We start from the raw sequence: 6,877 nt of genomic DNA on the forward strand, positions 1-6,877 counted from the left end.
ACAGATAGCCCAGTACAGAGTCAGACGTTGTTAATCCTCACTCTGTTTGTATGTCCTCTGACTGAACTAACAAGCAAGCTTTTTTACTTCACAGGCTTTAAATGTATACACACCCTTGCTGTTTAACGTCCGCGAAATGGCTCCTTCATTAAGCAAGTAATTAAGGTGAGACAAACACTCTGCTACTGCAAACACCATGTTGCGACTAGAGAGCTTGCGCTTAAACATAACCGGTAATAGCTCTACGACCGTTTGAGGTTGCTCGCAAGCATTTAACAGTGCTTTTAGGTGCTCGTGATGATGAGCAATAAGCGAATCTACTCGCTCATGCAGGCCGATAAAGGGTAGCTTGTGAGCAGGTAATACTGTCGCGTCTTTGGGCAAATTCTTGAATTGCGGCAGCGTAGAAAGGTAGTCGTCTAAGGTGTTGGCATCAGGCTCTGTTGAGTAGGCGCCAATGTTTGGCGTGATAATCGGCAAAATATGATCGCCTGATATGAGAATATTTTTTTGCTTATTGTAAAGGCACGCATGCTCAGGAGAGTGGCCGCGGCCAATGATGATCTGCCATTCGTTACCGCCAAGCGACAGCGTCATACCATGCTTTAGACGTGTGTAGCTAATAGGTAGTGGTGAAACGACGCTGCTGTAGCCATTGCCTTCACCAGAAGTAAGCTTTGCGATCATAGATTCGTCTAAACCTGCTCGCTGGTAATATTGCACATCCCGCTCATTCGTTGCGCCATTTCTTCCTGCCGCAAACGCTCGGGCAGTAAAGTACTCAGTTTGTGACATATAAAAGGGGACGTTATACGTGTCGGCTATCCAGCCCGCTAACCCCACATGATCAGGATGTAAGTGCGTAACGATGACACCAACTATTGGCCCGTCTAATTGCTTGAATATACGCTCCCACAGCGCTTTGGTGGTGGACGTTCCTATGCCAGTATCAATGACCACCCAACCGCCTTCACCGCGGATCAGGTACAAATTTATGTGGTCAAGTTCAAATGGAAGCGGCATTGTTAGCCAAAGAACACCATCGGCCACTTCTATTAGCTCGCCCGGCTCTACCTGTTTATCGAATAGATATTCCATATCGCCCTCACCTTTTCTATCGTGCATGGTCTAACGTGCACAAAGACTGTACGTTTTCGTTTTAACTCGCGCTGCTTACAAAAACAAACATATCTGTCGAATAGAGATCTATAGGAGTAGGTGATAACAAACGTTATACTAAGCCTACTGCCGTTTCTCGTGCACAGTGGTAGCGCATTTTTATTGCACCTTTGCGCCAGTTATTGAACAGATAATGGTAATGCGAGTTTATAAAACGTACACGCCCATGAGGCTATTTAAAGAAATTAACGTCAACAAAGCCGGTTAGTAAATTAGATTCATGTCAGCCTCAACAATACAACAAGGGTTCATACTCAATAAAAGTACGTTTACCCGGCGAGGCAAGGTGCATGTTGAGCTATGGGTAAAAACGCCCAGTAGCACCGCTAGGTTAATTTCTTCACCCCAATACCCCACTTGCTTTGTATCTGTTGATCACGCCAATGATTTACGCAATATCGCCGAGCGTATTTCAGCAAAGATCAGTGTTTCAGATGACGGGTTTCACACGCTGGAACAAGTTCCTGTTGCGACGGTAAAAACCGCAACCGAATCACATATGCATCAGCTTCGCCAGCATGCGCAGGAAAGCAGTATTATATTGTACGAAGCGGATATTCGCGTTGCCGATCGCTACTTAATGGAGCGCTTTGTGTATGGTGCGGTGGAATTTCTGGCTCTGCAAGATTTCGACGATACGCCTCAGATCGTTATAGAAAATGCGCAAATCAGACCCTGTCAATTCAGAACCACATTTACATCGCTAAGCATAGACATCGAATGCAATGAGAATGAAGAACTCTTTAGCATTGCGTTAGCCGGTGAAGGACTCAACGTTGTGCTGCTACTATGCCCACCACATTTTGTTGGGCAAACATTGCAGGGACAAGAAGACAGCGCGTACGAGCTCATTACCGTTGAATCAGAAAAAGTACTGCTTGAAGCATTTTTTTCATATCTTACATCCTACGACCCAGATATCATTTTAGGCTGGAATGTTAAACAGTTCGATATGGCGGTACTTGAACGCCGCGCTAGGGCTAACTCGCTAAAGTATGCTATCGGCCGCCATGGCAGAGAGGCTTCTGTAAGACAGTGGGAGGATCAAACCCTCGTTGATGTGCCAGGGCGATGCGTTATTGATGGTATCGAAGCACTAAAAACAATGACTTATCAATTCGAGTCGTTCTCGCTCGATCACGTATCTGACGAACTGCTTGGCGAAAATAAGCTTATTCAGGCTGCCGACAAGCTTGAAGCGATAAAGCGTCTTTATCATAGCGACCCTGTTGCACTCGCTAACTATAACTTTAAAGACACGGAACTGGTCAATCGCATTCAGGATAAAACCCAATTTATCGATTTTCTGGCGCTGCGCAGTATTCTTACCGGCCTAGATATGAGTCGCCCCGGAGGGTCAGTGGCCGCGTTTTTAAATGTGTACTTGCCTAAGCTTCACCGCAAGTCTTATGTCGCGGGGGTAAGACCTGAAAATGGAGGCTTGGCTAGTCCGGGTGGTTATGTCATGCGTTCCCAGCCAGGTTTATATAAAGACGTTTTAGTCCTCGATTTTAAGAGCCTATATCCTTCCATCATTCGTACATTTAAAATCGACCCGTTAGGACTTGCAGAAGGGCTTAAGTCTCCTGACACGGCGATAGAAGGTTTTAAAGGCGCAGTATTTAGCCGCGAATCTCATTTTCTACCTTCCATCATTGAAAACCTATGGCTGCAGCGCGACGAAGCCAAAAAACAGAATGACGCACCGCGCTCTCAGGCCATCAAAATATTAATGAACTCCTTCTATGGTGTGCTTGGTAGTGGAGGTTGCCCTTTCTACGATCCTCGCCTGGCTAGCTCAATCACATTAAGGGGTCACGAGATTATGCAAACCACTGCGGGTTGGATTGAAGAACTAGGCTATACGGTTATTTACGGCGATACCGACTCAACATTTGTTCATGTAGAAGGGAATGATGCACTGGGTACGCCCCCAGAGACTGGACTTGAGCTCGCTAGCATTATTAATCGAAAGTGGACAGAGTTACTAAAAAGTGAGTTCGACATTGATTGCCACTTAGAAATTGAGTTTGAATCTCACTTTTCTACGTTTTTTATGCCGACGATCCGAGGCTCTTCCGAAGGCAGCAAAAAACGTTACGCAGGAATGAAGGGCGGTGAACTTGTCTTTAAAGGCTTAGAAAATGTCCGCTCTGATTGGACGGTACTAGCTAAAACCTTCCAGTACGAGCTGTACAAAAAAGTGTTTACTGGACAGCCTGTTGAAGACTACATAAATAGCACGATAGCAGCGATAAAGTCCGGTGAAATGGATCACGCTTTGGTCTATAAAAAGCGGCTGCGAAAGCCTTTGTCGTCGTATACCAAGTCGCTACCTCCCCACGTAAAGGCAGCGCGATTAGCGGACGAGTACTATAAAGAACAGGGGTTGCCACTTCGCTATCAGTTTAATACTACCATTGCTTATGTTATTACAGTACAGGGCCCTCAAACAGCAGAAACCGCCACGGCCCCCCTTCAATATGACCACTATATTGAAAAGCAAATCCAACCCATTGCCGATAGTATCTTGCCACTTATTGGCCTGAATTTTGAGACAATAGCGAACGATCAACTCTCGCTGTTTTAATCTCATTAATGGGGTTCTATCTATATCTGAGAACAGCTTAAGTTTGACGTATGAAGATCTTGCAAACACTGCGACAATTTAACATAGCAATAACATTGAAAACCTCGCCTTAAATTTTTATTACCTCACTAAATCAGTTAGTTATGCATTTGGCACATTCAATGAATAATGAATTACGTAAGTCATTAGCGGTGTCAGATTGAAACTTACTTCCAATCTGCACCTATGTTGAGGTCTGTGGACCTAGTGGTTAGGGCAATTGAACGCCCGAGTTCACTGTAAAAGCCAGAAGGAATTTGATTATGAAGATCACAAAACTAAGTATGATTACCAGTGCTGTTATTGCTGCAACACTATCTGCTTCAGCAGTAGCAGGCCACCACGAAGAGAAGATCTCGATGGGATTTAACGCAATGGATAAGGATGGAAACGGCTATATCGTCGGTTCAGAGTCTTCTGGCGTTATTGACAGTAAGCTTCTCGCAAAAATGGATACCGATGGTGACAGCATGATTAGCCGTGTTGAATTCAACAAGTTTGTTGATGAAAAACCATCAATGTTTAGCGACGACATCATTACTCAGGTGAAAACTGAAGGCACCAATGACGCTCTACTCTCGGAAAAGGGCAACCCTGAATTATTCTCTAAAGCAGACGGTGAAATGATATCAGAGAAGAATAAGGAGCTTCGTACTGAAATGTCAGCCACAGCCGACAATAAGTTTACTGAAATTGATGTAGACAGCGACGGTAAGCTTACAGCCGAGGAGTTAAAGGTTGCACATGTCGAAGGTGACTTTGAGATGATGGATGAAAATGGCGATTCTTACGTTACCCGTATGGAATATCGTGCATACTTCGAAGGTATTGAGTCTGAATAGACGCTCACCACTCGTAAAGTAAAAATTTTTGAGAAGCCTCCTTCGTCGGAGGCTTTTTTGTTTCATTAAAGTCGAGACAATTTTCTTTAGACATCAAATACATTGTCACTTTTAGTTATTACTCTTCTTTCAGCGTGTACGACGAGTCTCACAAATTCATCGTTGAATAACGCCATATACGACTAACATCTTGTCGACAAAACTTGTTTGCAACAATATTGTTAATAAAGATTAAATTATTTGTTTTGTTCGTTGCGTATTCAGCATTTACTGCAATTGTTGCCATTGGTTATTTGGCACCAAAAGCCGAAACAGCCAACTCTATTATTTATATATAAATCATATGCGTACGCGCATGGAGGCAAGATATGATGGAATCAAAATTTACACCAAACTCACTACTCCCTCTTCAGAAAAGTGAGTTTACTGGCTCTGATGACGCTGAGTTGACGTCACTCACTATCGGTCAGTATTTCAAAAATGTTGTCGACAATTATGGCGATAACCCAGCGATTATTGTAAAACATCAAGACGTTAGCTGGACCTATCAGCAGTATTGGTATGAAGTAGAACGTGTTGCTTGCGGCTTACTTGCAAACGGTGTAGAACCTGGCGACCGCGTGGGTATATGGTCTCCGAACAATATCGAATGGTCGATCGTACAGATGGCCACTGCGCGAATCGGGGCGATCATGGTATGCCTGAACCCTGCTTATCGTCCTGATGAATTAGCGTTTGCTATTAATAACGTTTCCGTAAAATACTTAGTCATGGCGCAGTCATTCAAGCAGTCAAATTACGTCGCCATGTTGAAAGAGCTTGCGCCAGAAATAGACAGCCAAGATAAGAACACACCAAGGCGTCCTCTAACGCTTGCTAAGTTGCCTTCACTTAAATATGTATACACTATTGGCGATAAGCCTGTAGAAGGATTACAGGCTTTTTCTGCATTGCAAATAGAACCAACGGAAGCGCTCAAGTCTCAGTTGGAGGCCGTTGAATCGAACCTTAGCGCGGATGATAACATCAATATTCAGTTTACCTCTGGCACGACGGGAAATCCGAAAGGCGCAACGTTAACGCACCGAAACATTCTAAATAATGGGTTATTAGTATCACAAGCAATGAGGTTCACACACAAAGACAAACTTTGTATTCCCGTACCGCTTTATCACTGCTTTGGAATGGTATTGGGCAACTTAGTTTGCTTAGCATCAGGTGCATGTGCAGTATTCCCCGGGGAGTCATTCGACCCTGAGACAACACTCCGTACAGTAGAAGAAGAAAAGTGCACGGGATTACATGGCGTACCAACCATGTTTATTGCCGAGCTCGAACTATCCAACTTCAAAGCTTTTGATCTATCAACACTAAGAACAGGTGTCATGGCAGGTAGTACCTGTCCAGAAGAGCTCATGCGAAAGGTCCATAGTGAATTTCATATGACAGAAGTCGTCATAGGTTATGGTCAGACAGAGTGTAGCCCTATCAATCATATTACTGACATTGACTCGCCTTTTGAAAAGCAGGTCAAAACCGTAGGACGCGCTATGCCCCATACAGAAGTGAAGATCATAGATCCCCAAGGCAATACGGTGCCTATTGGAGAACCTGGCGAAATCTGCGCGAGAGGCTACTGTGTAATGAAAGGTTATTGGGGTGATGAGGTTAAGACGAAAGCCACCATAGACGATGAAGGTTGGCTTCATTCTGGCGATCTTGGAGAAATGGATGAAGAAGGCTACGTCACAATAGTTGGTAGAATAAAGGACATGATTATCCGCGGCGGCGAGAACATTTATCCACGAGAAATTGAAGAAGTCTTGTATCAACATGCGGATGTGTCAGACGCCGCTGTCTTTGGTATTCCTGACAACAAATATGGCGAGCAAGTATGCCTATGGATTAAGGCAAAGGAAAATCGACATATAGACGAAGATCAGATACGCGACTACCTTAAATCCAAACTAGCCTACTTTAAAGTACCCAAATACATCAGCGTAGTTAAAGAGTACCCCATGACGGTAACAGGGAAGCTTCAGAAGTTTAAAATGCGCGAATACATGATAGAAACACTGAAGAAGCAAGCCCTACAAACCGAAGCATAATCCCAGCAAATAGTGGGGTAAGAGTCTGAGGGATCCCCACGAATTTAATTCCATGTGCCTGCGGTCCAGGCCCCGTCGACTATGGAGCTGTACCATTTGAGTGCAGTTTTCCACTGTCG

4 protein-coding genes are annotated in these 6,877 nt (G+C 44.3%); 3 read left to right on the forward strand and 1 reads right to left on the reverse strand.

Annotation, left to right across the window (positions count from 1 at the left end; all coding sequences use genetic code 11):
- Positions 1-66: 66 nt before the first annotated feature.
- Positions 67-1,098, reverse strand: a complete 1,032-nt coding sequence (locus tag MHM99_RS17975; protein ID WP_239220250.1) for an MBL fold metallo-hydrolase — start codon at positions 1,096-1,098, stop codon at positions 67-69.
- 301 nt (positions 1,099-1,399) lie between these two features.
- On the opposite strand from MHM99_RS17975, the gene MHM99_RS17980 reads away from it, so the two are divergent.
- From MHM99_RS17980 to MHM99_RS17990, 3 genes are all read left to right on the forward strand, one after another.
- Entirely contained in the window at positions 1,400-3,769 is a 2,370-nt protein-coding gene (locus MHM99_RS17980; RefSeq protein WP_275445598.1) for a DNA polymerase II, read from the forward strand.
- Positions 3,770-4,071: 302 nt separating this feature from the next.
- Positions 4,072-4,650 carry a hypothetical protein gene (locus MHM99_RS17985; RefSeq protein WP_014949496.1) on the forward strand — a complete coding sequence of 193 codons (579 nt, stop codon included), beginning with the start codon at positions 4,072-4,074 and terminating at the stop codon, positions 4,648-4,650.
- A 368-nt stretch (positions 4,651-5,018) separates the two neighbouring features.
- A complete protein-coding gene (locus tag MHM99_RS17990) occupies positions 5,019-6,758 on the forward strand; it encodes an AMP-binding protein (RefSeq protein ID WP_049588937.1) in 1,740 nt (579 codons plus the stop codon).
- Positions 6,759-6,877 lie beyond the last annotated feature (119 nt).

Source organism: Alteromonas sp. MmMcT2-2 (assembly GCF_022348305.1).
Lineage (GTDB): Bacteria > Pseudomonadota > Gammaproteobacteria > Enterobacterales > Alteromonadaceae > Alteromonas > Alteromonas macleodii.